The sequence below is a fragment of the Streptococcus oralis subsp. dentisani genome (assembly GCF_003944205.1).
Taxonomy (GTDB): Bacteria; Bacillota; Bacilli; order Lactobacillales; family Streptococcaceae; genus Streptococcus; species Streptococcus oralis_BH.
The window spans coordinates 94,563-120,418 of sequence record NZ_RJPH01000004.1 but is presented as its reverse complement, the minus strand read 5'-3'; the positions used below and the strand labels follow the sequence as shown (position 1 = coordinate 120,418).

The window sequence follows — 25,856 nt, the reverse complement described above, 5'->3', positions numbered from 1 at the left end:
CTTAAAATTTTTAAATACAGTCTATTATAACATAAACGAGCGACTTTTTTCAAGTAATGAATACGCTTTTCAACGATGCTAAAGGTACTTGCTGGCTTCCTTGATACTGAGTTCAGCCATTCTCTTCTTATTTTTTTCGATGAAAGCTGCTACCCATTCGGGATTGGTTTTAGAGTAGTCTCTTAGAGCCCAGCCGATGGCTTTGTTGATAAAAAATTCTGTCTGGTCCAGATTGTTGAGTAGGATCTTTTCCATCAGTTGGACATTCGTTTTCTCTTTTCTTAACAACTGGTGGTCAATAGCGACTCGCCTCAACCAGATATTGTCTGAGAGGCTCCATTTTAAAAGCACTTCTTCAAGTTCCGGATGGTCGGCTACCAAACTCCCTACTACTCGGTCTAGGATATCTACCGTGTCCCACCAAGACTTGGTCACGACTAGATGCTCAAGCTTAGGCAAATCATCCTTCGTTAGATAAGACTGCATAGCTTTCAAATAGTTGGCGCCCACATACTGGTATTCTCTTGGCTCCTTTTCCCAGCAAGTGTCTACAAAATCCCAATCGATAATTCTTGTTTTTTTCGCTTCTGGAAAATACTTTTTATAGAGTGCATTTCTTTCAGGACCTGCAATGCCTAGAAAGGGAAATTGATGACGCATATAGGCTTCCATAGAGCCTGCTTTCTCAGGGTCTTTTGCTGCTTCTAGCTCCTCAAGTAAATCTGCAAGACTCATCTAAAAATCCTCATGCCCGACCAAGTGGTGCTGAAAGGCATAGACCGCCGCCTGGGTGCGATCACTAACCTCAAGCTTGGCAAGAATGTTGGACACATGGGTCTTGACCGTCTTGAGAGAGATAAAGAGTTCATCAGCGATGCGCTGATTTTCATAACCCTTGGCGATGAGTTGAAGCACATCACGTTCACGCGCAGTCAATTCCTCATGAAGCTCGATATGATTGCGATGGTATTCGACTTTCTTGCTGACCTCTTGTTCAATGGCTAACTCGCCAGCAGCCACCTTACGAACTGCATGAAGCAGTTCGTCTGCACTAGAAGTCTTGAGCATATAGCCTTTTGCACCAGCATTCAAGACTGGCATGATTTTTTCATTGTCCAAGTAAGAGGTCACAATCAAAATCTTGGCTTCAGGCCGTTCTTTGAGGATGGCCAAGGTAGCATCAATCCCATTCATCTCAGGCATAACAATATCCATGACAATGACATCTGGGCGCAGTTCCAAGGCCAACTCAATACCTTGAGCCCCATTGGCAGCCTCGCCCACAACTTCTACATCGTCTTGGAGGTCAAAATAGCTTTTCAAGCCCAATCGGACCATTTCATGGTCATCTACCAGTAAAATTTTCATCTCTACTCCTTTATGATTCCTTGTCTAGCAGGGGAATACGGATATCAACCGCCAGTCCTTGTTTGGGAGCTGTCAAGAGTTGAATCGTTCCTGCCATATCTTCGACTCGCTCCTTGATATTTCGCAGTCCATAACTCAAGTCATCTAAACTCCCTAACTGGAAACCAATCCCATTGTCCACTACCTTCAGCTGCAATTCAACATCTGTCTGATAGAGATAGACATCTAGGCAAGATGCCTGAGCATGGCGGAGGGTATTGCTGATCAACTCCTGCAAAATACGGAAGATATGTTCTTCAATCTTCTTAGGCAATTTAGACACATTCTGCTTGAGACTAACCTTGAGATCACTCTTGTCCTCAAGCTCTTTTAAGAGGATTTGAATCCCCTCAACCAAGCTCTTTTGCTCCAACTCTACTGGTCGCAAATGTAGGAGCAAGACTCGCAAATCTTTCTGGGCTGTTTCTAGGATGGCTGCGACACTTTGCAACTGGGTCTGCATCTTGTCTCTATCAAGCTTCAAAGCCTGCTGGCTGACACCTGATAAAATCATATGGGCCGCAAACAACTCCTGACTAACCGTATCATGTAAGTCACGTGCAATCCGCTTCCTTTCTTTCTCGATGATTTCTTCTTCCTTGACCAGACTTTGATTTTCAGCCTTTTGAACAGCTTCTGTCAAGAGATTAAGCTTACCAGACAAGGACTTGAAACTGGCCTCCAAGTCTGGATCTGCAAAGGAAAATACCTCTTTTCCTGCCAGCAGTCGCTTGAGATTAACCTGCATTTTTCTGCGAGAGACTTCTTCTATCACACGCCAAAAGAGGACAAAAAAGAAGGTCATGGAAAGGCTAAAGACCAAGATCAAGAAGATGAGTTTCTCTGTTTTTTCGATATCTTGTAGCAAATAGGACCAATCCAGTTCAAAAATATCAAGTAAACTATTAGCCAAAAAGAGGATAAAGAGAGAAGAAGTCAGGCCGATTAATAGGTACGATTGCTTTTTCATCCTCTGACCACCTCCACATCGCCAACCATAGTAGTTAGGAAAATCTTGACACTCTTTTTACTCTTGAGATAGTCTCTGGTTTCCTGATGATAGTGTTCGTTGCGGAGGGATCTCTTAGGTTGATGAAGGAAGGTAAGATCTCCATAAAGACAGTTAACACTGAGGCTGATTTCCACATCTACAGGTACGATAATCCTAGTCGTTCCGACCATCTTTCTAAGGATAATGACATTGTCATGATTGGTTAGGATAACTCTTTCTAAATGAATGGTGTCCTTGCCCATGAGGCGAAAGAGGTTGATATCGTCAAACTGGCAGGTCTGGTGACTAGAGAAATGATGGAGATTGCCAAACCAGCGATTCTTTTCATTTTTAACCGTCACCACCTCTTCAAAGACCAAATCGGTCTCCTCTCTTTCTTGATTCATCATTGGATAGAGAAGAAAGAGACTGTAGATCACCGCTACAAAGATAGCTAAAATCACAAAGGGATTGAGCATGACAATGAAAAAGAAAAGAATAGTCGCCACAAGGAGGAGAAAGTTGTTGCCCTCTTTGCCTGCATAATAGCGTATCAGGAGAAGAAAGAGGAATAGAATCAGCAGAAAACGCGAAAAATGCTCTGATACCATCAAAATCAGAGCTCCCGTCAACAGACAGGCTTCAATAAATAAAAAGATTTGAAATTTTTTCATAGATGCATCCTCTCTTTTCTATTTTATCACAATTCAAAAAAGTCACCTCGGTCTGAGGATGGAAAAAGGACATAGGACAGAAATCGCTCCTACAAGCTTGGTTTCATCAACTCACCACAGTTGGCAAAAGGCTACAAAAAGGGCGGGATTCTTGTCCCGACCTCTCTACATCTGATCTATTGCTTCTTTTAGTTTACCGTAAAGAATATAGTCTACGTCTTGCAGATCCACTATGGTGGCACAATTAAGGGCACACATGATCAAACGCAGATCTTCTTTCCAGCCTTGGACAATGCCAATCACTTCTTCGACTGTGTAGGTTTCAATCAACTCTAGAACGGTACGTGACAGTCCTACAGCCTTGGCACCAAAAACCAAGCACTTAATCATATCAAGCGGATTCCGAACGCCTCCACTGACCAAGAGTTCGACCTTGTCTTTCCAGTCTTGGGCATTGAGAAGGGCTTGCATGGTGGATTGTCCCCATTGATTGAGATAGTCACGCTGGCCACTGCGACGGTTTTCGATATAAGCAAAGCTGGTACCACCACGACCTGACAGGTCAACAGTTCGAACGCCCAGTTCATAGGCTCTTTCGATGGTCTTCACATCCATTCCAAAGCCCACTTCTTTTAAGACAATGGGAACAGGGATTTGCTTGCTATAGTCTGCCAGATGCGAATACCAGCTTCTGAACTTTCTTTCTCCCTCGGGCATGAGTAATTCCTGCATGACATTAACATGCACTTGCAGGAGAAGAGGATTCATCGCTTCTACAGTCTGAAGTCCTAACTCAACAGGCTTGTCCAATCCAATATTGGTTCCAAGGAGGAGATTTGGATGGCTAGATTTGACAGAAAAAGAATCATCTGTTGGATCTTTTAGGGCTGCACTATAAGAGCCCGTTACAAACAAAATCCCACAGGCTTCTGCCACCTGAGCCAGTTTTTGATTGATTTCTTTACCTTTTTCGCTTCCACCCGTCATGGCATTGATATAAAAAGGAAAGTCCCACTTTCGACCTGCAAACTCTGTAGACAAATCAATCTCATCCAGGTCATAAAGAGGCAGGGAAGAATGGATCAACTCCACCTCATCAAAGCTATTATAGGAACTTTTCTGCTCAAGGGCATAGCGGATATGCTCGTCCTTACGATTTGTCGTCATGTCCTATCCTTTCTTGGTATAAGAGCTCAATCCCCAGATTGGCCCAACGATTTTTTAAGGTTTCAGTTGATTGCACATCAAAACTCAAGGCAATGCCACAGTCACCACCACCAGCGCCACTACTCTTGGCAACAGCCAGCAAATCTTGACTGGCTTCTTTCAACTGTCTCAGCGAAGGTGTGTAAATATCTGGACTCAAGCCTTCTAAAAGCTGGCTGGCAGTTTCCACCTGATCGATGATATTTTCTACTTTCCCCTGCTCCAAGGCTTCTACCAAAGTAACCACTGTTTCTTTTGAGGAACTTAAAAAGTTCTGGTCTATGTTTTGTTTGATTTGCTGAACCATTTGATTTGATACGGCCACTTCCTTGGTCCATCCCACTAGGAAATCACATTCTAGGGTTGGTTTCACTTGTGAGATGGAAAAGCCCCAGTCACGCTCTAAAACTGTTGCCAAGCTTTCTTCTTTCAACCAAGCAGCTATCTTCTTTCGATCAAAAGACTGGTAGAGAACCAAATCCTCTGACACAATACAGGCAAGGTCTCCCATAGAACCATTGTCTCCTCGATTGAGCAAGACCGCGCTTGCCAGCTTGAACAAGAGTTCCTGATCAACCGTAATATCATATAGAGCCAGCAGGGCCTTGATCACCAAGACAACGACGCTACCACTCGAACCCAGACCAAACTTTTTGCCTTCGCGTTCCATTTTTCCACGGATTTCCAAGGAAAAGGGTCGAAAAGTCTGACAGCGAACAGCAAGGAAGTCTCCCACTAAAGCAATCGTTTCCTGAATCAAGCTGTAGTCAGGATTTGGCGTCAAATCTACTGCGAAATCAAACAGATCTGAATAGATACGGTAGCTGTCAGAAAAAGCAATCTCAGCCTTCATATAGATGGGAATAGCCTTTATCAAAGCTAACTGTCCTGGCTCTAGAATAGCGTATTCCCCTGCCCAATAGAGTTTTCCGCAAGTTTTAACAGCAATCATCTTGGCTCAAATCCTTTGTTTTTGACACAATCAGGCGGTAACGTTGACCAAAGATTTCAGATAGATGATCCAAATCTTTCTCTTGACAGAGGACCTTGACATTGGGACCGGCATCCATGGTAAAGTAACAGGCTTCACCTTGCTCACGAAGCTGGCGAACAAAGTCCATGGCTTCATAGGAAGCATCCGTTAGATAAGAAAAGGCTGGACTAGCAGTCTTGGTCGTAGCGTGCATGGCTAGGGCATTTTTCTCCGTTAATTCCCCAACCTTAGCAAAATCATTCTCTTTGAGATAAACCAGCATCTCCTGATAATCTTTCTCAGACTGGCGCACCCAATCATCAAAGGTCGTCGAAGTTTCCACACAGAGTTTCATCCCATCACGGCTAGAAATTGGTTTTTTCTTGTCTTCTAGCACCAACATGATCATAGCTAGTTTCAAGTCAGTCTCTACAGGGTAGATTTCCCCACTATCCTTGTCCCAGGCACCCAGTGGTCCATAAAAACTGCGAGAGGAAGAACCCGAGGCAAACTTAGCCTCCTGCGCCAACTGGCTCCGATTCAAACCAAGCTGGAAATAAGCATTGCAAGCCTTGACTAAGGCGGACAAACCACTGGAACTGGAGGACAAGCCCGCTGCTGTAGGCATATTGTTTTGAGTGTCAATACGGACAAAACCTTCCCCAGCCGGACGGTAGCGGTCAATGATTTTGCTCATTTTGACATGCTCAGCCTCACTCTGAAGCTGACCATTGATATGAAAGGCATCAGCAGTCGCATCCGTCGGTAGAGGCGACAAGGTCGTCTCTGTGTACATATTTTCCAAAGTCAAAGAAATACTGCTGGTCGCAGGAACCATCTCTTTTTCTTTTTTCTTTCCCCAATATTTGATAATGGCAATATTTGCGTAGGAACGTACTGTTACAGGCTTTCGATCCATGTCTGAACAGCTCCTTTCTCTTCTAATCGTTTTGCTAGTTCTTGCGCTTGGTTCAGATTAGCTACCAAGGCGATAATACAGCCTCCTAGTCCACCACCACTCATCTTGGCACCTAGAGCACCATGGCTCAGAGCCGCTTCAACGAGGGAGTCTGCCTCAGGGCTACTGACACCAATTTCTTTTAAATGTAAATGCGCTTGACTGAGGATTTGTCCCAGTCCCTCAGCATCTTTTCGTCTAATTGCCTCTTCTGCCTGCTGGGTCAATTCTCCCAAGGCATGCAAAAACGGTAGGGCATCCTTGCCCTTGCTTTGGACCACTTGGATAGCTTCACGAGTGTGACCATAAACACCCGTATCTGCAATCACCAAATAGGCAGATAGGTTCATCTCAAGTTCTGTAAAACCAACATTCTTGATAAAGCGAATGGGCTGGTCACTGAGACAGGTCTTGGCATCCAACCCGCTCGGATTCATATGGGCAATCATCTCAGCCCGATTGACCAAGATTTCTAGCACATCGTGAGGCAGGTCGGCTTGATAGTAGTCAAAAACAGCTCGGATGGCTGCTATGCTGATAGCAGCTGACGAACCCATTCCCCGTTTTTCAGGGATAGCCGAGTCAATCACACATCGAATGCAGGCTTCTTTGATATCCAAATACTCCAGCGAAGCATAAACCGCCATGGACAGGGTGTCCTCCTCATAGAGACGCCACGGACTTTCAGCAGGGACCACCTTACAAGTCACTTCCACCTCTAAGAGAGGCAAGGAAATGGCAGGATAGCCGTATACAACAGCGTGCTCTCCTATTAAAATAATCTTACTATGTGCCTGACCGACACCAACTTTTTTTGTCATGTTTTCCTTTAACCAGACGAAAAGACCGTCTCATTTCATACAGTAGTATTTTCTCCTATCTATTTTATTATATTTTCATAAAAAAAGCGATTGTTTCCTTCACAATCGCCTCTTTCATTATTGGACCCATTCGCCATTATAGTTGACAGAATAGCCTTCTACGGTCGTATTCACTGCTAAAGCACCGGAGCTATAAGCGTAGTACCATTTGCCATTAACCTGGAACCAACCAGTCTTCATATCTCCATTACTTGCATGCAGATAATACCAAGTCGAACCTTCCTGATACCAGCCAGTCTCCATAGATCCTGATGAACGGAGATAGTACCACTTGTTACCGACATAAGCCCAGCCTGTCTTCATATCTCCATTTTTAGCATCTAGATAATACCAAGTCGAACCTTCCTGATACCAACCAGTTGCCATAGCTCCCGATGAGCGGAGGTAGTACCACTTATTACCTAGATATTTCCATCCAGTTTGCATAATACCAGTTGTTGGATCTAGGTAGTACCAAGTCGAATCATCGTTTATCCAACCCGCACGTCTTTCACCACCAAGGTAGTCTTTTCCTAAATGACCTGTTTTTGCTAGATAGTACCAATTAGATTGATCGTAGAGCCAACCTGTTTTTAAAGAATGATCTTCATTAAAGTAATAATTTGCTAATTTAAGAACTTCTGGCCCTTCAAAGCCTTCACCATATTTTTTACCAACAGTTAATGAATCTTTAACCTCTAATTGTTGCCAGCCAACAAATTCTTGTAATACCCCATCTTGATCAAAGTAGTACCATTTATATTGAAGGCCAATTTCGAAAACTGGACGATTATCAAATAAATCATCACGATAACCCGTCCCAGGAATTTCTAAGTATTGCCAGCCGACTACCATTTCTCCATCATCATCAAAATAGTACATTTTACCGTCTATTTTATGCCAATAGATCGCTTTATGGTCATCTTTTATATAGTATTTTCTATTGTCCTTATCAACAAACTGCCCACCTGTGGTATCCGCCAATACTGTACTTGTCGCTAAAAGACCAAGAAAAAACACTGCTAATCCAACTTGCATGATTTTTTTCAATACTTTCATTCCTTGTATCCTCCTGAAACGATTGTAGCAAAGACTTTACCGTATGTCAATATATAGAAGCTTCTCAAAAAAAGCAGTTACACAACTGCAACTGCTTTTCTATTCTTGCATGGTGTACCCAACACCACGCACGGTTTTAATGTAGCTTTTTTGTCCTTTTACATCAAGCTTGCTACGTAGATAACGGATATAAACATCCACGATATTAGTTTCTGTCGCACTTTCGTACTTCCAAACACTTTCCAACAACTGCTCACGAGTCAAGACCTTCTTGCTTCCCATGAGAGTGGCCAAAAGGTCATACTCACGGCGCGTCAGAGCAATCATCTCCTCGCCACGATAAACGGTATGATGTTCTACATCCATACGCAGATTGCGGTAAGACGTTGGGACCTTCATCTGACTACAGTGTTGGTCGATAAAGTCCCGACCTCGGAAAATCGCTGAAATACGAGCCACCAGCTGATCAATAATCACTGGCTTATAGATGTAAGAAACGGCGAAGCGCTGGATTGTCTCAATCTGGTCTTGCAACTCTTCGCGATGGTCCAAGACCATGATCACTGAGGCTGGTTTGGTCCGACTCAGCCTCTCTGCAAAATCCTGGGCCGTCATATCCCCCAGACGAGCATTCAGTAAAATCAAGTCATAATCTGTCTGGAGAGCCATGGAGAGGGCTTTTTGCCCCTCCTCTACAAGATCAACACGGTATTGCTCTTTTTGGAGTTCCAGACTGAGAAAATGAGCGAGATTTCGTTCTTTCTCAAGTAATAAAATCCGTTTCCCCATGGCAGACCTACTTATTTTTCGTCATACCAAGAGTAGTGGAAGGTTCCTTCTTTGTCTTTACGTTGGTAAGTGTGGGCACCAAAGTAGTCACGTTGCGCTTGGATCAAGTTAGCTGGAAGGTCAGCTGAACGGTAGCTATCAAAGTAAGTAATAGCTGCTGAGAAGGTTGGTACTGGTACACCAGCTTGAACAGCAAGAGCTACGATATCACGCACTGTTTGTTGGTACTTAGCAGTAACATCCAAGAAGTACTCATCCAAGAGAAGGTTTGCAAGGTCTGCATCACGGTTGTAGGCATCTGTGATCTTTTGCAAGAAACGAGAACGGATGATACAGCCATCACGCCAGATAGATGCGATATCCGCAAATGGCAAGTTCCAGTTGTTTTCTTTAGAAGCCACACGCAATTGGGCAAAACCTTGTGCGTATGAAATGATTTTTGAGAAGTAAAGGGCTTGACGGATCTTTTCGATCAACTCAGCCTTGTCACCTTCAAACTTGAAAGCAGCTGGTTTTGGAAGAACCTTGCTAGCATGCACACGCTCTTCTTTGTATGTAGAGATGTAGCGAGCAAATACTGACTCAGTGATGAGTGACAATGGTACACCAAGGTCAAGTGATGATTGACTAGTCCATTTACCAGTTCCCTTGTTACCTGCAGCATCAAGGATGTAGTCTACGATTGGTCCCTCTTGACCTTCATCGTCTTTACGGCTCAAGATATCAGCTGTGATTTGGATCAAGTAGCTGTCCAATTCACCCTTGTTCCACTCAGTAAAGATTTCAGCCATATCTTCTGCAGAAAGGCCGAGCAAGTGTTGCATGAGATCATAGCTTTCTGCGATCAATTGCATGTCACCATACTCGATACCGTTGTGGACCATTTTCACATAGTGACCAGCTCCATCAGGACCGATGTAAGTCACACATGGTTTGCCATCTTCTGGTGCTTTAGCTGAGATTTCTTCGAGAACATCAGCAACCAATTCATAGGCTTCTTTTTGTCCACCAGGCATGATAGAAGGACCTTCAAGGGCACCTTTTTCACCACCAGAAACCCCTGTACCGATAAAGTTGATACCAGAGTTTGCCAATTCTTCATTACGACGGATGGTATCTTTGTAGAAAGTGTTTCCTCCGTCAATCAAGATATCACCCTTGTCAAGGTGTGGAAGAAGGGCTTGGATAGTTGCGTCTGTACCAGGTCCAGCTTGAACCATGAGCATGATACGACGAGGTTTTTCGATAGATTGGACGAAAGACTCTACATCGTAGCTAGGTACAAAGTTCTTTTCAGGATGGCAAGCAATTACGTCTTCTGTTTTTTCTTTACTACGGTTGTAAATGGCAACTGTATAGCCACGAGATTCGATATTTAGGGCAAGGTTACGACCCATTACGGCCATACCTACGACACCAAAGTTAGCTTTTGTCATGTGACACTCCTCTTGTTTAATATGTTTTATTTTATCATTTTTACCTATGAAAGGAAAGAATTTTGTAACGGACTCCTAGTAATCCAAGTCATCTGCATGACCAGCTCCATTACCGACAAAGTATCCAGTCTTACAGTTGAGGGTAAAGAGGTAGGTTCCATCTGGTTTGTAGAGGTTATAGTAACCATTTCCGTTTACGATATTGACCCGTTCTAGGATATATTGATTTCCAGTGATATAGCCACGAGCACGTGATGTCGCTAGGATTTGTTCCAAAACACCATCAGCAAAATTCCAGGCAGGGTTATTGCTATCCTCTACAGCTGATTGGTTGTACGGTACACGACTAGCACTTCTTTGAAGATTGACACCATCGCTAGACAAACCTCCACTTTCTGGTCTGCTGGCAGGTGCTGAACTTGATGAAGCAGACGAACTGCTCGTACTGCTATCAGTCGTTGTACTTGAACTTTCTTGGCTACTGCTACTTGAACTTGAACTAGAGGCGCTTGTTTGCTGGCTCTTACCCAGGCTAATGGCCTTATCTAACAGTTTGTCTAGCTCTGTATTTCCTGTTTTAATTTCTGTAAATTTAGCGTCTGCCTTGACCTTTGCATTGGTATCCAAGACACCATCAGTAATTGCTGGAGTTTCAAACTGATTATTCACTTCTTGCACAGCCTTGATTTGAGTTTCTAAACTATCATACTTAGACTTGGCCAGAGTATACTCTCGACTGCCTTCGAGTTTATCTAGTTGAGCCTTGAGTTGGTTCAACTTGTCAAACTGACTATTTTTCAAGGCTGTTTTATTAGCATCCGTATAAAAGGCATCGTAGAGGGCATTAAACTCTTGTAGGGCTGTTTGTGTTTCTTGATTACTAGAAGAAGACTGGGAAGACTGGATGGCTTGGTTGGAGCGATTTACTTGACGATAGATATAGTAACTACCTGCCAAGATAAGGGCTGCTGCCAAGGCTGAACCGATAACAAACACGCGCTTCTTTTTAGAATTAGAAACTGTTTCTGATTCTGCCTGAGCTGAGCGTGAAAGTAGAGCCGTCTCTTCCTCTTCTTTCTCATCAGCAACCTCTGCTGGCGTTTGCTTTTCCAACACAAGCGGTTCCAAGTCTTGATTTTCTTCTCCCAAAGGAGGCAAAATCACATCCGAGCTTGTAGTTTCCACTGAGTCTGACACCGTTTCTTCTGAAACTGTCTCGGGTTCCTCTATGATTGGTGCCGACTCTTCAGTGATTTCTGAGACTTCCTGTGTCGTCAATTCTTCTTGAGCCTGAGCTTCCTGCAGTTCTTCTTTTTTAAATTGACGTGTTTCAAACTTGTCCGCCTCGATTTCCTCGCGGTGCTGTTTGATGTATTTATCCAAGATATTGTCCTCAGGCAATACTCCAGCTTCAACTTCTTCATTTTTACGGATGACTTGACCAACTGTCAGATCTTTCGCCTCGTCAAAATCAAATTTGGACTCTTGATGCTCTTTTTTATGACGATTGTGTCTTTTTTTACTCATCTGTCTTCCTTTCTACTTTACCTCTTGGCGCTTCACACGCTGACCAAAGTATTGATACAAATCCACTTTTAAGGTTCCGTTATAAAGTTTGCGCTTTTTATCCGCTGGACTTCCGTACTTACTTTCAAAAGCTTCGTCACTCGTCAGGATAAATTTGCTCCAGGTTTTCAATGGCGCAAAGACCTGCCCCATTTCTGCATAGAGCTTGGTGACTCCTGAATCATCAGATAAACGCTCTCCATATGGTGGATTGGAAATGATGACGCCATTGATCTTGTCTGAACGCAAATCCTGTACCCGCATTTGCTTAAAAGTGATGTTACCTGCGACACCAGCTGCTTGAGCATTGGCTTTAGCAATCTCAACCATCCGAGCATCAATATCACAGCCCATGATATCCAGTTCAAGTTCACGGTCAATTTTCTTGGCAGCATCAGTACGCACTTCTTGAATTAACCGGTCGCTGACCCAGTTCCATTCCTCAAAAGCAAAGGAACGGCGAAGGCCTGGTGCCATCTTTCTAGCCATCATAGCCGCCTCGATACAGAAAGTTCCTGAACCACAGGTCGGATCGATCAAGGGCTTGTCTGGATACCAGTTAGAGAGTTGTAAAATCGCCGCTGCCATATTTTCTTTTATAGGCGCTCCACCCTTTTCCGTACGATAACCACGTTTAAAAAGGCTAGAACCTGTCGTGTCAATCATGACAGTTGCCACATCCTTAAGGATGGATACCTCTATCTTAAACTCGGGACCAGTTTCCATCAAGGGAACACCTTCTGGGCGGGCATAGTGTTTTTGTAATTTCTTGACAACGGCTTTCTTAGAAATGGCCTGAACACTGGGCTCATTGTGAAGTTTAGACTTAACGCATTTGGCCTTTGAAATCGGAAAACGAGCCCCAAGCGGGAGATAGTTTTCCCAATCTAGAGCAAAAACGCCTTGAAAAAGCTCTTCAAAGGTCTTAGCTGGAAAACTTCCGACTACAATCTTGATACGGTCAGCTGCGCGAAGCCACAGATTGGTCTCAATAATTGCCCGCACATCTCCTTGAAAACGGACACGCCCATTTTCAACTTGGCAATCATAACCAAGATCTCGCACCTCACGTCCAACGACAGCCTCTAGCCCCGCCGCAGCAGTTGCGATTAAATTAAATTGTTCTTTCATTTCTAGTCTTGCAAGACCTTTCTCTTGTTCACTTTAAAAAATGAGGTTGAGAAAAAATTCTCAGCCCCAACCTATATGCAATTTTCTATAAGCCATGTTTTGTTCCAGAAGTGACTAGGACCACTTCCTTCGATAATCATCTGTCTACCGCTAGCAGCCTATAGCTGACAGCAGTCAGAGTACTACGTTCGTTTCCGTGCACTCCATGCCCCGACCAAAATTTGGGTTGCTAACTTGAGGGGTTTACCGCGTTCCACTCTCTCTGTTTCCAGAAAGACTCCGTCACTGTGGCACTTTCAAGCCTATTCTGACCTATCCGAAGACTTAGCCATTTCGACTGCCGTAACGATTTCTCGTCCCTAGGCTTATGGATTCGCCTAGCACAAACACTACAGGCATCACAGCCTGTGCTAGCATGGACTTTCCTCATGAAAAGAGATTCTCTTCACGCGATTATCCAAAAATTGCATCTAATAGACACCTGATTATAACTCAGAATTGTCTACGATTTGTTTACCGAATACTTCTTTTTCAAGTCGATTCAATCGTTTTAAAATATCGAAATTTGTCATTGGAGTTGAACTTGTTACTTCGATAGAACTTTGTTGAGTAGAACTTGCCTGTGGCTTGTTAGACAATTCCTCCTTCAAATCAGCAACCTCCTGACGAAGAGATTTAACCAAAGCTGCGTAAGTCTCATAGTCCTTGATCACATCATCTAGGAACTCGTCTACCTCTGCCTTACTATATCCGCGAACTTCACGTCCAAACTCTTGTTCAAAAATATCTTTTGCTGAAAAAATAATACTTGCCATTTCTCTCTCCATTCTTGATTGCTATTCTTATTATATAAAAAAAGACAAACAAAAATCAAGGTCAAAGCCTCACTTTTCGGAAAAATTTTCCACCATTTCGTTCAGATCCTCAAATGTTAATCTTTTTGTAATATAGCCTTCTTGATTTTTCATCATCTGGTAAAAATACTGTAACTTGGTTTCATTTTCTTCGTCATAAAACAGGTAGCATCCATCCGTATTTTCCAACAGAAATTTCTGATAATCACGTAGTTGCCCCTTGTGCTCATATTGTGGATAGGCATATTTGACAAAGTCAACCTGCTTAAACTCACTGAGTTTGATTTGATTGGCCTCATTCCAGTTACTACCATGGGTTTCAAAGGCAAAAATCGTTGCCAACTGAAAGCCATAGTCTGCTTGCATGTCTTTCGCCACTTGAAGCACCCAGTACTCAAAGCCCAGAGTCCCTGTAAAGACAAGCCAGGTCACCCCTTCTTCTGCTAGACGTTCTAGGTCTCTCCGAATGGCTGTTTTGATAATATCAACGCGAATATCTTTGTCATTAAAGAGACCAAGGTCGAAGGCTGAATAACCTAAAATCAAGGCTGTTGTCATTTTTAACCCTTTCTTTTAACCCTTTCTTTGTAAATTTATGATATAATAGAGTGATGTTATTGTACCAATAAGGAGAATTATGGTCAACTATCCACATAAACTTTCATCACAGAAGAGACAAGCGCCCCCGTCACAAACTAAAAATTTCGCAAATCGGGGAATGTCTTTTGAAAAGATGATCAACGCTACGAACGACTACTATTTGTCGCATGGGTTAGCAGTTATTCACAAGAAACCGACTCCCATCCAAATCGTACGTGTCGACTATCCCCAACGAAGTCGAGCCAAGATCGTTGAAGCTTATTTTAGACAGGCCTCAACGACTGACTATTCAGGGGTTTATGATGGATACTACATCGACTTTGAAGCAAAGGAAACCAGGCAAAAACATGCGATCCCGATGAAGAATTTCCATCTCCATCAGATCCAACACATGGAACAAGTTCTTGCCCAGCAAGGAATCTGCTTTGTCCTCCTTCACTTTTCTTCTCAGCAAGAAACCTACTTATTGCCGGCCATTGATTTGATTCGTTTCTATCATCAAGATACGGGACAAAAGTCAATGCCACTTGGATATATTCGAGAAAATGGATATAGGATTGAGCCTGGTGCCTTTCCACAGATTCCCTATCTCGACGTTATCAAAGAACATTTACTAGGTGGTAAAATAAGATGAACAAACAAACTTTCCTGCGAATAGTTAAGTATATCAGTATCTGCCTCTTGACTGTATTTATCGCAGCTATTATGCTAGGTGGAGGCCTTTTTCTCTACTATGTAAGCAAGGCTCCGGCTCTATCCGAAAGCAAACTAGTCGCTACAACGTCTAGTAAGATCTATGACAGCAAAAATGAACTTATCGCTGATCTGGGTTCTGAGCGCCGTGTCAATGCACAGGCTAATGAAATCCCTACTGAGCTGGTCAATGCAATTGTCTCTATTGAAGATCATCGTTTCTTCAGTCACCGAGGAGTAGATACAATTCGTATCCTAGGCGCTTCCTTACGAAACCTCCGTGGTGGGGGTGGTCTTCAAGGTGGTTCTACCTTGACACAGCAGTTGATTAAACTAACCTATTTCTCAACATCAACATCTGATCAAACACTTTCACGTAAGGCACAGGAAGCTTGGCTAGCCGTTCAGCTAGAACAAAAAGCGACCAAACAAGAGATCCTAACTTACTACATCAACAAGGTCTATATGTCCAACGGAAATTACGGGATGCAAACGGCAGCCCAAAACTACTATGGTAAAGACCTCAAAGATTTAAGTCTACCTCAATTGGCTCTCCTAGCTGGAATGCCTCAGGCTCCAAATCAATATGATCCCTATTCTCATCCAGAAGTGGCACAGGAACGCCGTGACCTTGTCCTCTCGGAAATGAAAAGTCAAGGCTACATTTCTGCCGAACAATACGAAAAAGCCATCAATACTCCCATTACAGATGGACTGCAGAGCCTCCGTTCTGGAAACAACTATCCAGCCTATATGGATAATTATCTCAAAGAAGTAATCGACCAAGTCGAACAGGAAACTGGTTACAACCTTTTGACAACAGGAATGGAAGTTTATACTAATGTTGATCCAGCCGTTCAACAACGTCTCTGGGATATCTACAATACCGACGAATACGTTAATTATCCAGATGATGAGTTGCAAGTAGCTTCTACCATCGTTGATGTCACAAACGGAAAGGTGATTGCCCAGCTAGGTGCACGCCATCAATCTAGCAATGTTTCCTTCGGTATGAACCAAGCTGTCGAAACAAACCGCGACTGGGGTTCAACCATGAAACCAATCACAGATTACGCGCCAGCCTTGGAGTACGATATCTATGACTCAACCGCTTCGGTTGTTCACGACGTACCATATAACTATCCTGGCACCAACACACCTGTCTACAACTGGGATAAGAGTTACTTTGGAAACATCACGTTGCAGTATGCTCTTCAACAATCACGGAACGTTACAGCTGTAGAAACCTTGAATAAAGTCGGTTTGGATAGAGCCAAGACCTTCCTAAATGGACTCGGTATTGACTACCCAGATATGCACTATGCCAACGCGATTTCAAGTAACACAACCGAATCTAACAAAAAGTATGGGGCAAGCAGTGAAAAAATGGCCGCAGCCTATGCTGCCTTTGCCAATGGCGGTATTTACCATAAGCCAATGTACATCAACAAAATCATCTTTAGTGATGGTAGTTCAAAAGAGTTTTCTGATTCAGGAACACGCGCTATGAAAGAAACAACCGCCTATATGATGACAGAGATGATGAAAACTGTCCTAACCTACGGGACAGGACGTGGAGCCTACCTATCATGGTTACCACAAGCTGGTAAGACTGGTACATCAAACTATACAGATGATGAAATTGAGAAATACATTAAGAACTCTGGTTATGTAGCTCCAGACGAAATGTTTGTCGGCTATACTCGTAAATATTCAATGGCTGTCTGGACCGGTTACTCTAACCGACTTACTCCTATCGTTGGTGATGGCTTCTATGTTGCTGCTAAGGTCTACCGTTCGATGATGACCTACCTCTCAACAGATGACCATCCAGGGGATTGGACCATGCCTGAAGGCCTTTACAGAAGCGGAGAATTTGTCTTTAAGAATGGAGCACGCAATACGTGGACCCCTTCATCATCTACACAACAAAGTTCGACATCTGAAAGTTCTAGCTCAACATCTGAGAGTTCGACTTCTCAGTCAAGTTCAACTACTCCAAACACAAGTCAAACGCAGACGATTCCTCAACAATCAGGCACTGCACCTGCTGAGCAAAACCAATCAAGTCAACCACAACAATAAGCAAAATCCTGAGAAGTAAAATTCTCAGGATTTTTATTCTTTATAGCACAATAGTTTATCCCAACAGCACCATAACTCTTTTGATAGTTTCTCTAACTATTATAGAGGTTAGGGAGCTGTCTTTTCACTTTCTCTTGATGCTAAAATTTGTCAAAAACAAAGGTAATTAGAAGCTATTCCTTTTTCCCTTTCGCGATAAAGAGAGCAGATAGGGCTAGACTTACGCCTGCTAGGAAGAGAGCTGTGTCAGATTTGCTTTCACCTGTTGCCGGAAGCTCCTTCTGATCATCATGTTTAACTTCTTGAGTCTTAGTATCAGCGAGTGAACTTAAGTTCAATTTGTACTCTGGTTTTTCAACTGTCGGTGCTGGTTGATCTCCGGCTGTACCAAGCGGACCTGTGTACTCTGGTACTTCATGTACTGCTGCTTCTACCGCGTTCACACCACCTGTAAACTCTAGTTTCTCAACTGTCGGTGCTGGTTGATCTCCGGCTGTACCAAGCGGACCTGTGTACTCTGGTACTTCATGTACTGCTGCTTCTACCGCGTTCACACCACCTGTAAACTCTAGTTTCTCAACTATCGGTGCTGGTTGATCTCCGGCTGTTCCAAGTAGACCTGTGTACTCTGGCACTTCATGTACTGCTGCCTCAGCCGCATTAACACCACCTGTAAACTCTAATTTCTCAACTATCGGTGCCGGCTGATCTCCTGCTGTACTAAGTGGGCCTGTGTACTCTGGTACTTCATGTACCAAGGCCTCAACTGCATTGACACCACCCGTGAATTCAGGAACCTCCAGAACTGGTGGTTGCTCTTCACCCTTGCTTGATTGAACCGATTCTTCCGTCAATTCTTGATAGAAGCTCGCCAATTCATAAAACTCAGCCTTGCCGCCTTCCCAGATTAATTTGACGTCTAGAAGAGAGCCACCATTTCGGATAGCGAAGGTTTGGAGACTAGATGTAATGGCACCGAGGTCTGTCCAACTGTCTTGACCATCCTTGAGTGTTCTAGCAAGAACACGTGCTTTCGCTCCTTCAGGAAGACTGGAAACAAGACGAAGGTGGTTGGCATTGGTTGGCTCAGATAAGTGATACACCAATTCGCCCTTGTCTTTTTCAGACTTATAGCTGGTCAAGACTTTGCCGTCTACAAGATTATTGTAAAGATTACCTTGGCTTTCTCCACCGTTTCCTTCTACTGTTGGATCATTGATTGGTTTGACAAATTCACCATCATTGATGACCAATTCTGTAAAGCCTACAAAACGAGCATCATAGTCTGCAGTATAGAGAACACGGAGATAGTTGGCTTTGACTGGTGTCGTCAATTCACCTTCGATGTAGCGATTTCCTGGCATCTTAGAATCATGTGTCCAACCATCTGTCAGAGAATCATCGTGTTGGCTATTGGCTACACCATCTCCTACTGTCACGACATCTGTCCAAGTTTTACCATCTTGGCTGACTTGGATCTTGCCATCACGAAGGTAGTTTTGAGTTCCGTCTTGGATGTAGGCTCTAATCTTCTTGATGGTACGTTCGCTACCAAGTTTCAAGGTTACGTGACCATCTTTATGGGCGTAGTCTGAAAACTCAACGAAGTTGTTGTAAACACCGTCAAATAGTTGATCTAGGTTGTTCAGTTTACGAACATCATTGCTGCCGTATGTTGGATGAATGCCCATAGTTGTAGATTCTAGTTTGGTTGGTTGTACTTCTTTGGTTGTCACAAGGAGAGAAGTGGCTGTCACAGCTTGTTCCTGATCCGTTTTGTTGACCAGACGAACATAACGTACCAAGTGGGTTGCGACAGATTTGTCTGTCAACTGGCTGGCCGGCGTCCATTCTTGCGCATTTGCAGAATACTCTAGGCTAAGAGCAGGGTTGGCTTGCCCTTGGAGCTGGATGCTCTTGACCTGATGGATACGGTCAAGCTTCATACCTATATAGCTATGAGCAGGGAGTTTGGTTCCAGCTGGAATTTGAAGCTCGTAACGTCCTAAACTATCCACTACCGGCGTTTCCTTCAAGGAGTCCACGTTGGTGTCCGTTAACTCACTGTTTCCAGAGCGTGTCTCAACAGAGAAGTCCTGAATACGCCACCAGAGGTCGAGTGCCTTGGTATTGCGTACTCGGATGTAACGAGCATTGATCGCTCTGGTCACTTCCTTGGTTTGCTCACCTGACAAGCGATCCAACTCTTGCCATGCAGTTCCATCTGTAGAGTACTCAAGTACACCTGCGGCAAGTTTATCACCCGTTCCTTGGCGAAGACGAACTTTAGTGACTGACTTGACTTCACCGAGGTCAAGTTGTGCCCAGGCATCTACTGGAGTGGTATTGCTACCGTCAGCATTTGCCATCATGGCTTCTGTATTGTCCTTGCCATCAGTGATTTGACGAGCTGTCGTACTTTGTTTGTAAACTAAGTTTGAGCTAAGACTAACTGTTGCTTGTTGGCTACGTGCTTTTTCAACTGGACGGTTAACTGCAATTTCCTGAACTGCAAACCAGGTGTTCTCGCGATTCTCTGTCGCAATCATGCGAACTGCCTTGGCCTTGATAGTGAGATTTTCAAACTTAAGAAGGGATTCATTTCCGACATAGCTTGGCTCTTTCAAGGTTACCCAGTTATCATTTTCATCTAGATACTGTACTTCTGCCTTACTAAAGGTATCACGTGGATTTGCCTGAGTTCCCATAGCAAAGGTCAAGGTTTGAATCGCTACTGGTTTGTTGAACTTCATACCAATATAATCACCTGTCTTGATACTATTTGGTGATTTAATAATCGCATGAGTTGCCAAATCGCCGTCTGTCACTTCTGCCAAGCCACCCTCTACACCTGTTCGATTGGTGATAAAGGTACTGATGATTTGATCTGGGTGCAAGACTTTTTGAACTTCAGATGCTAGAACTTCTTTCAAGGATAGGATAAATGGACGAATATGTTGAACACCCAATTCAGCCTTTTCCATATGGTCTACATAATGGAAGGTGTGAGTTTGAGACTGTTCGTACAATTTCAAACCTTTATAGTAGCTATCCCAGAGTTTGGCTGCATCGTTTGTGGCCATGGCTTCAGTTCCTGTAAGGAAGGCATCGAGGGCATTCATTTGGTCGATTGCATTATCCAACCAATAGTGGATTTGGGCAACCATTTTTTTATCGCCTGATGCTTTATAGAGTTCGGCTGCTTCTTTAATCTTGGCAAATTCTGCACGCAAGGCTGCACGTTCAGCAGTCACATCCTGACCTGCTTTGAGTTTGGTCATGAAGTCTGTTAATTTTGGAGCCAAGTCTACAGATTCTTCTAGCTTGACGACACGATTATCCATGTTTTGGTTGATCATGTGCTTACCAAGTTCGCGGAAGGCTGCTGATACCTTGCTATCTTCAAAATGACCATTTTCTACAAAGTTGAAGGCAATATCATTGATTTTCTTAGCTTCTTCTTCTGATTTCCACTGTTTCCATGAGTATTGAGCTCCTGAAAAGAGGGCAATCTTAGACGGTTCAGACTGTTGCATTGGGTTTAACATGATACCAGATAGCAAGCTTGGATCCACATTTGGATGAAGGAATTTTTCACCACCACCTAGAATCAAGTGTTGTTTAGAGTTATCTGTTACAGGCCAGTTAATCCAAAGCGAAACTGGGCGATAGGTCTTGCCACCTGCGGATAGATTGTTCTTGAGAGTTGAAAGGAAGCTTTCAGAGACTTCACCCCAAATCTTACCTCCCGTCAAGGTCATGGATGTTGAACTTGGGAGATTTTCATTGAGGGATTTCAACTCATCCTCACGTCCATTACCCCAATACTGGCCAGGAACAAAGATCATTTCTTTACGAAGACCGCTGTAAGTTCCCTGCATTTCAGTCAACCACTTGGTCATATCTTGCATCAAGCGGTTGTAGCTATTGTAGCCTCCGACTGGGCTTGGAGCATCATCTGCAAGGATACCAAATTCGCGGACACCCACTTTCATCAACTGGGTAAATTTAGCCTTGATGGTTGCCAAATCTTCTTGGTAATGCGCTTCATTGCCAAAGCGGATGCGGTTGTTCATGAATGGATGGATAGTCCAGACATAGCGTGTTTTACTTTGATTTCCGACACGAGCAAGTTCACGAATTTCAGCTAGTTTTTCTTCTGGATAGAGTTCACGCCATTTCTTGTTGTGGTATGGATCATCTTTTGGTGCAAAGAAGTATTGGTTCAATTTCAAATCGCCACCATAACGCATGAGCTCTGCACGATCGGCATTCGACCATGGATTTCCATAGTAACCTTCTATGAAACCACGGTTCTTGAGCTCTGCGTAATCTTCCACCGTCACATTGCGAAGAACTGGAACTTGACTTTCCTTGAGCATATGTTTCAAGGTTGTCAAACCATAGAAGACTGCATCAGTGTCTTTTCCGACGATGGAAATCGAATTATCCTTGATGCTCAAGACATAGGCGTCAATCTTGTCAAAGAGACCTGATGAAACCTTAGACAAGTTTTGTTCTGCTTGTGAACCTTGTCCATGCACTCCAAGATAGATATTGGTTGCGCCAGCGATTGCTGCCTTACCAGTTGTATAAGATACTTGATTGTCCTGCAAGACACTCTTCAAGCGATTACGAGTATAGATATCGAGTTGATCGCCCATAACCAGATTGACTTGCTTACGAAGGGCTGTGACTCCTTCTCCATAAGTCACTTTTTGTGGAGTTGGGAAGACCTTGTACTCTTTCTTGAGATAGTCTGAGCTCTTGCTGGCAGCTGCAATGCTGTCTTCGCTAGCTGGTTTACTTGCTGTGAATTGATCTGCCAACTCAACTGTCCCATCACCTGTTTGCTCTACCTTTGGTTTTTCAGGAGTAGTTGGTTTTTCTGGTTGACTTGGTGCAGGCGTTTCTTGCTCTTCTTTGACAGGTTTCAATAGATGAACTTCAGCTGCACTTGCAAAGCCACCAACGCCTTCCAATACTTTCAACTCAATCTTGTTGGTATCTACCGCCGCAAAGTTGACTGTTTTTTCTTGGGCGTTGTTGTCCCAGCTTCCTTCTGAAACCTTGACCATTTGACCATCTTTTTGTGCGTAGATTTCGTAGCGCGTCACGACACCATTTCCACCACCTGGGCGTGGGAGATAAGTCAAGCCATTGACTTTTTCTGCTTCTTTCAAGGTCATAGTAAGAGTGTATGGCGCACGGTCACCAGTCCATTTAGAATGCCAGAATGTATTTGGATCATTGTCAAATGCCCTTTCAACAGCTCCTTCAGTCGCTGTTCCTGGAAGTTGCTGACTGCTTGCGGTTGCTGTAATCTTATCATTTGAAATCAAACGAGGATTTACAAATGGTTTGTCTGACAACTCTGCGCTATGCAAGATTCCTTTGAATCCACCGATACTTTCAAGCGGTAGTACCAAGCTATTGTGGGCAAAGCGAGGGTGGGCTGGATTTGCAATACGCTCGATCTTTTCACCATCCACATAGACTTCGGTTGACTGTGGTTTGGTCACAATAGAGATTTGATAGCGTTTGTTCTTTTCAAGTTTTTTATTGAATTGGATATGGAACTGTTCAAATTGATAAGCAAGGTAGCCATCTTTATCAGCTAGATAGATACGGTTGTCCCCACTTGTTGAGAAGGTTTGTTCTCCGTCTCCAGTGACAGTTACATCAAACTTCAAGACGTGACTTGGACCAACATCACCTGCTAAGCCTTCGATACTGCTGTCTTTCTCAAAAGCCAATCCATTTTCTGTTGCGGTTACTTTCTTCGTTGCATATTCTTTCACCTTGTCTGGAGTGATGTTGAATAGTTCTTCTGAAGCAATTGCTTTTTCAGGATTAGACTGTGGCGCATAAGGGCTGGTTGGCAATGTGCGTTCTGCAAAGGTCGCAGCTGCACGGTCAGATCCCCAGGTGCGTTCTGCAGTGGTTTGCATGCTCTTGAAGAAGCGTTTAAAGATGTCATAAGAGGTCAAACCTGTCTCATGAAGGTCGATATTGTCATTCCAAACTGCGTGCCCACCACCAAGGATACTTGGATGAGAAGCTGGTAGAAGTGGACCGCCACCTGTTCTAAAATCATTCGGTGTCCAGCTATTGTACTGACGTTCGTAGTTTGCATAGTCCCCGTAGGCTGCTTGACTATTGCTTCCACTTGGCACACTATAGGTCGGTACATCCGTGATGTTGATAATTTTAGCTCCCTGAGCAATGGCTTCATTTGGTCGTTGCCAGCCAATGCTCCAAATATCAACCTCTACTCCGTTCCAATCAACAGGAGTGTTCCCACGTTTCGCACTGAGTGAGCCCCAGATACGAGGGGTATAGCCTTTTCCTTTAATGTATTTGATAAGGTCATTGACATAGCGACGATAGCTTTCTCTGCTGCCATAGTATTCATCCGTTCCGATATGAACAGTGGACACGCCATGAAGCGGTGCATCTGGACCATCGAGGAGTTTGTCATAAACAGATTTGACAAAAGCCAGCGTTTCATCGTATTTATTGTCTAGGTCGAGCATGGCTACGCGCTCAACATTGTGCTTGCCTGCATAATCGCTCAAACTACCTTGATACATGAGGTCTGGGCGAACTTTGACAAATGATAGTGCATGACCTGGTGTGTCAATTTCTGGCACTAGGTTGATATGCAAGGCCTTGGCAAGTTTAATCAGATTTTGCATTTCTTCCTTGGTATAATGCTCATCTGATGTCAATTTTTGGCCATTCTTACCGACAATGTCTGTCTCCACACGGAAACCAGTCTTGGCATGTTCAAGGACATACTTGAGTTCTTCCTCTTTAGAAAGATTCTTTCCTGCCAAGTGTTCCTTGAGAAAGATATAGTTATCATTAAGGTGCAACTGCAAGTCGTTCATCTTGTAGTAAGCCATGTTGAGCATGATGTCTACAAGGGTGTCGTAAGGGATAAATTTACGACCTGTATCTAGCATAAAGCCACGGTGGCTGAAACTTGGGAAATCACGAATTTCGCCATTTTGTAGGTCTGTTTCTCCCATTTGAAGAAGAGTCCGAGTGGCGTAAAAGGCTCCTGTGTTTGTGGCAGCTTCGATGGTAATCACATTATTTTGGATAGTGATGCCGTACCCTTCCTTACCGTAACCCTTGTTTTCAACCTTTTTAAATTCGATTCGTTTTTGAGCTTGCTTGTCACCTGTTGCTAGTTCCAATCCACGGCTGGCAAGGTCTGACTGGTAGAAGGTTGCTGCCTGATCAAAGCCTGAATTTCCTGTCGCAAGAACTGTATCTGAAGTGATAGAAGATTGGCCTTCTTTCCCATACCATTGTTGAACAGCTGGTGCTACTTTTGGTTTGACACCCACACCTTCGTCCTGATGTAGGCCCTTGATGACTACTTCAAATTCCTTAGTGAAAGTATGACTGTCTCTGATTTGTTGGACCATGACCTTGACGCGTTGATCTGTCAAAGGCTTATAGATGTGATTTTGAAGGTCAATCACACCTTGCTTGTTGCTTCCGATAAGGCTAACTTTCCCTGGTAAAGTTGGTAAGACAAGAGACTGTCCGTCTTCTGCTACTGTTAGTTCGGTTACTTGGCGGATGTCCGTTACCTTACTATGGTCCGGAACGTTAGAATAAGCTCGAATTTCTTGGATTCCAACGTTTCTCCAGTTCATTGTTCCCGCTTGGTAATCATTGACCTCCAATTTGAGATACTTAGCTTTGATACTTTCAGCTAGATCTACTTTCTCATCTAAAACAGGTTCTCCTGTTTTGGTATGAGCGAGTTTCCATTGTTTTTCTCCATTAGCCCCCACATCTTCCTGACCTGCGTAGTAGAGACTCCAAGATTTGATATTTGGGTCATTTTGCCCATTACGAAGACGACGATCCCAGTCAATTTCCACATGCTTGATAAGGGTAGTTTTTGGAAGAGTTAATTCAAAAGTTGGTTTTACTGCATCTCTATCTGTAGCCCAACGGGTATTGTCATCTCCATCGATAGCCTTATCTGCAGTAAAGTTGGTCCCAGTCTCATGGTTGCTTGCCTGAGCAGTAGCACCCTCGAGATGGTTGACATCTTCTCTATCTTCGATTGTCTTTTCAGCTGGTTTTACTGCTGGTGTAGTGGTTTCCGCAGGTTGTTTGTCTGCCTTTGGTGTTTCAACCGGTTTCGGCGTTTCTGTTGGCTTGGGAGTTGCAGGATTTGTCTCTGGTTTTGCCTCTTCACTTGCTGCAGGATTGGTTCCCTCATCAGTCGATGGAGTTTCTTCATGACTTGCTTCTGTTGCAGCTTCTGCATCTGCTTTTTCAAGCGCAGCGGCTAAATCATCTGGTAGCTTATCCAGGGCTTGAACATGAGTGATACTTCCCTCTGTCTCTGAAGGCGCTGCTGTTTCTGCTGCCTGAACCATATTGGCTCCAAAGATACTAGCACCAATCATAACTGAGGCTGCACCAATTGCAAATTTGCGGATACTATAATGACAGCGTTTCTCAAAAAAGTGTTTGTCCATATTTCTCCTATTTCCTTTCATCCGCCTACGCTAGTAAGCGTTATCATTTCTCCTTTTAAAA

General features: G+C 43.7%; 18 protein-coding genes and 1 other RNA gene. 2 read left to right on the top strand and 17 right to left on the bottom strand.

Annotation, left to right across the window (positions count from 1 at the left end; all coding sequences use genetic code 11):
- Positions 1–78: 78 nt before the first annotated feature.
- The 16 genes from D8805_RS04585 to D8805_RS04510 form a co-directional block, all read right to left on the bottom strand.
- The gene (locus D8805_RS04585; protein WP_000050039.1) at positions 79–735 is read right to left on the bottom strand and encodes a DNA alkylation repair protein; all 657 of its coding nucleotides are present in this window, start codon (positions 733–735) and stop codon (positions 79–81) included.
- On the bottom strand, positions 736–1,368 hold the full coding sequence (locus tag D8805_RS04580; protein ID WP_000698409.1) for a response regulator: 633 nt from the start codon (positions 1,366–1,368) through the stop codon (positions 736–738).
- A 10-nt stretch (positions 1,369–1,378) separates the two neighbouring features.
- Positions 1,379–2,377 (bottom strand): envelope stress sensor histidine kinase LiaS, encoded by a 999-nt coding sequence (locus D8805_RS04575; RefSeq protein WP_000744939.1) that lies wholly within the window; start codon positions 2,375–2,377, stop codon positions 1,379–1,381.
- The gene (liaF, locus tag D8805_RS04570) at positions 2,374–3,072 is read right to left on the bottom strand and encodes a cell wall-active antibiotics response protein LiaF (RefSeq protein ID WP_000714478.1); all 699 of its coding nucleotides are present in this window, start codon (positions 3,070–3,072) and stop codon (positions 2,374–2,376) included. Before liaF ends, D8805_RS04575 begins: the two co-directional genes overlap by 4 nt.
- A gap of 165 nt (positions 3,073–3,237) precedes the next feature.
- Positions 3,238–4,239: a type 2 isopentenyl-diphosphate Delta-isomerase gene (gene fni / locus D8805_RS04565; RefSeq protein ID WP_125415701.1), complete on the bottom strand. Its 1,002-nt coding sequence runs from the start codon at positions 4,237–4,239 to the stop codon at positions 3,238–3,240.
- Positions 4,223–5,230, bottom strand: a complete 1,008-nt coding sequence (locus D8805_RS04560; protein WP_125415698.1) for a phosphomevalonate kinase — start codon at positions 5,228–5,230, stop codon at positions 4,223–4,225. The genes fni and D8805_RS04560 overlap by 17 nt, the downstream gene beginning before the upstream one ends.
- Positions 5,217–6,170, bottom strand: a complete 954-nt coding sequence (gene mvaD, locus D8805_RS04555) for a diphosphomevalonate decarboxylase (protein ID WP_125415695.1) — start codon at positions 6,168–6,170, stop codon at positions 5,217–5,219. The genes D8805_RS04560 and mvaD overlap by 14 nt, the downstream gene beginning before the upstream one ends.
- Complete coding sequence (mvk, locus tag D8805_RS04550) at positions 6,152–7,030, bottom strand: mevalonate kinase (RefSeq protein ID WP_125415692.1); 879 nt, start codon at positions 7,028–7,030, stop codon at positions 6,152–6,154. Before mvk ends, mvaD begins: the two co-directional genes overlap by 19 nt.
- A 117-nt stretch (positions 7,031–7,147) precedes the next feature.
- Positions 7,148–8,128: an N-acetylmuramoyl-L-alanine amidase family protein gene (locus D8805_RS04545; RefSeq protein WP_125415689.1), complete on the bottom strand. Its 981-nt coding sequence runs from the start codon at positions 8,126–8,128 to the stop codon at positions 7,148–7,150.
- 99 nt (positions 8,129–8,227) lie between these two features.
- A complete protein-coding gene (locus D8805_RS04540) occupies positions 8,228–8,917 on the bottom strand; it encodes a response regulator transcription factor (protein ID WP_000518005.1) in 690 nt (229 codons plus the stop codon).
- Between the two features lie 11 nt (positions 8,918–8,928).
- Positions 8,929–10,353 carry an NADP-dependent phosphogluconate dehydrogenase gene (gndA, locus tag D8805_RS04535; RefSeq protein WP_125415687.1) on the bottom strand — a complete coding sequence of 475 codons (1,425 nt, stop codon included), beginning with the start codon at positions 10,351–10,353 and terminating at the stop codon, positions 8,929–8,931.
- Between the two features lie 75 nt (positions 10,354–10,428).
- On the bottom strand, positions 10,429–11,880 hold the full coding sequence (gene mapZ / locus D8805_RS04530; protein WP_125415684.1) for a cell division site-positioning protein MapZ: 1,452 nt from the start codon (positions 11,878–11,880) through the stop codon (positions 10,429–10,431).
- A 12-nt stretch (positions 11,881–11,892) separates the two neighbouring features.
- Positions 11,893–13,050, bottom strand: coding sequence for a THUMP domain-containing class I SAM-dependent RNA methyltransferase (locus tag D8805_RS04525; protein ID WP_125415681.1), 1,158 nt, complete (start codon positions 13,048–13,050; stop codon positions 11,893–11,895).
- A gap of 83 nt (positions 13,051–13,133) precedes the next feature.
- Positions 13,134–13,515, bottom strand: an RNA gene (rnpB, locus tag D8805_RS04520) — RNase P RNA component class B.
- Positions 13,516–13,535: 20 nt separating this feature from the next.
- Complete coding sequence (gpsB, locus tag D8805_RS04515; protein WP_125415678.1) at positions 13,536–13,865, bottom strand: cell division regulator GpsB; 330 nt, start codon at positions 13,863–13,865, stop codon at positions 13,536–13,538.
- 69 nt (positions 13,866–13,934) lie between these two features.
- Positions 13,935–14,462: a DUF1273 domain-containing protein gene (locus D8805_RS04510; protein ID WP_125415675.1), complete on the bottom strand. Its 528-nt coding sequence runs from the start codon at positions 14,460–14,462 to the stop codon at positions 13,935–13,937.
- 79 nt (positions 14,463–14,541) lie between these two features.
- On the opposite strand from D8805_RS04510, the gene recU reads away from it, so the two are divergent.
- A complete protein-coding gene (gene recU, locus D8805_RS04505; RefSeq protein ID WP_125415673.1) occupies positions 14,542–15,138 on the top strand; it encodes a Holliday junction resolvase RecU in 597 nt (198 codons plus the stop codon).
- Entirely contained in the window at positions 15,135–17,282 is a 2,148-nt protein-coding gene (pbp1a, locus tag D8805_RS04500) for a penicillin-binding protein PBP1A (protein ID WP_125415670.1), read from the top strand. The genes recU and pbp1a overlap by 4 nt, the downstream gene beginning before the upstream one ends.
- Before the next feature lie 173 nt (positions 17,283–17,455).
- Here the strand turns inward: pbp1a and D8805_RS04495 are convergent, their stop codons facing one another.
- The gene (locus tag D8805_RS04495) at positions 17,456–25,795 is read right to left on the bottom strand and encodes an SIALI-17 repeat-containing surface protein (RefSeq protein ID WP_125415667.1); all 8,340 of its coding nucleotides are present in this window, start codon (positions 25,793–25,795) and stop codon (positions 17,456–17,458) included.
- Positions 25,796–25,856: the final 61 nt, after the last annotated feature.